Source organism: Vulcanisaeta sp. EB80 (genome assembly GCF_002078205.2).
Window position 1 is genome coordinate 1 of the sequence record NZ_LCWN02000147.1, and the last position, 1,744, is coordinate 1,744.

3 protein-coding genes are annotated in these 1,744 nt (G+C 47.3%); 2 read left to right on the plus strand and 1 reads right to left on the minus strand.

What is annotated here, in order from left to right; genetic code table 11:
• Positions 1-1,160 (plus strand): thermosome subunit alpha (gene thsA, locus B7L70_RS12715; protein WP_101940307.1); only part of this gene is annotated, 1,160 nt, incomplete at its 5' end.
• Positions 1,161-1,211: 51 nt separating this feature from the next.
• Complete coding sequence (locus B7L70_RS12720; RefSeq protein ID WP_081228479.1) at positions 1,212-1,565, plus strand: DNA-directed RNA polymerase subunit K; 354 nt, start codon at positions 1,212-1,214, stop codon at positions 1,563-1,565.
• Between the two features lie 2 nt (positions 1,566-1,567).
• Here B7L70_RS12720 and B7L70_RS13670 read toward each other — a convergent pair.
• On the minus strand, positions 1,568-1,744 hold a 177-nt coding region (locus tag B7L70_RS13670), incomplete at its 5' end, for an arcadin 1 (protein WP_162009187.1).

Here is a 1,744-nt window from a genome sequence, read left to right on the forward strand (position 1 = left end):
AGATAGTGGCTGAGGCTAGGGATTACCTAGCTAAGGTTGCGGTTGATGCGTCAGCAATTGCCGTGGAGAAGGTTAACGGGAAATACAACCTAGACCTGGATTGGATAAAGCTTGAGAAGAAGAAGGGCCAGTCACTGGCTGAAACCCAGTTAATACAAGGTATTGTCCTTGACAAGGAGGTTGTACACCCAGGCATGCCGAAGAGAGTCGTCAACGCTAAGATCGCGGTTCTAGACGCACCGCTTGAGATAGAGAAGCCTGAGTGGACAACGAAGATATCAGTCTCATCACCCGACCAAATAAAGGCGTTCCTGGAGGAGGAGTCCAACATACTGAAGTCATACGTTGATAAGTTAGCCGAGGTTGGGGCAAACGTGGTTATTACGCAGAAGGGCATTGACGAGGTCGCCCAGCACTACCTAGCCAAGAGAGGCATAATGGCTGTTAGGAGGGTTAAGAGGAGCGATATCGAGAAGCTTGCCAAGGCAACCGGTGCCAAGATAGTCACGAGCATAAAGGACATAAAGCCAGAAGACCTTGGCACAGCAGGTCTCGTTGAGGAGAGGAAGGTTGGTGAGGAGAAGATGGTGTTTGTCGAGCAATGTCCGAACCCGAGAGCTGTCACAATACTGATTAGGGGTGCGGCGGACAGGGTCCTCGACGAGGCTGAAAGATCAATGCAGGATGCACTACATGTGATTAGGGACTTGTACAGGGAGCCCAAGATAGTGCCTGGCGGTGGCGCCTTCGAGATGGAGATAGCCAGGAGGATTAGGGAGTGGGGTAGGAAGTTGCCTGGTAAGGAGCAGTTATCCGTACTCAAGTTCGCAGAAGCTCTCGAGCATGTACCAACAATACTAGCCCTAACGGCTGGTCTTGATCCAGTGGATGCCATAGCAGAGTTAAGGAGGAGACACGACAGTGGTGAGGTAGATGCCGGTGTTGATGTGCTTAATGGTAAGGTTGCAAACATGCTTAAGCTAAACATCGTTGATCCATTGCTGGTTAAGAAGCAGGTGATAAGGAGCGCCGCCGAGGCTGCAATAATGATACTTAGGATAGATGATATAGTGGCTGCTGCGCAAACGAAGTCCACCGGCGGCGGTAAATCAAAGGGCAAAACAGAGAGTGAGGAAGAGTCCTCATCAAAAACCGAGTAATAAAAATCAACTAGGTTAGGTTTTTAAACGATTTTTATTACGGTTTCCTCAATGTCCTCCTCAAATCAAACACAAAATCCTGTATTAAAGGAGGATGCACTTGCTGATATCCTAAAGAGGATCGAGGATTTGGCTAAGGGTAGGTTAACATACCCACCTAGAATAACTAAGTATGAACTAGCGAGGATTGTGGCAGCCAGAGCTAGGCAATTGGCTATGGGTGCACAACCACTAATTGACCCGCAAAAGCTTGGTACCTATGATCCAATAGTCATTGCACTTGAGGAGGTGCGTAGAGGATTGATTCCCTTCGTGATCGTTAGGACGCTACCAAATGGTAAACACGTGAGGATTAAGCTTAAGGATTTACTTAAATTAAGTGAGGAATTTGACGTTAAGATTTAACACTATACCTTAACTAACTCGAGCTTCCCATTATCAATCCTTATTTCGACAGCATCACCAACATCAAGCTTAGGTCCCAAAGCCTCTGCCTCATCCTCATTAAGCCAGATTAGAAGTCTCGGTATTGGAACCTTACCACTCATTAATGGACCAACCATCGGCATTGACCTAAGTAATTG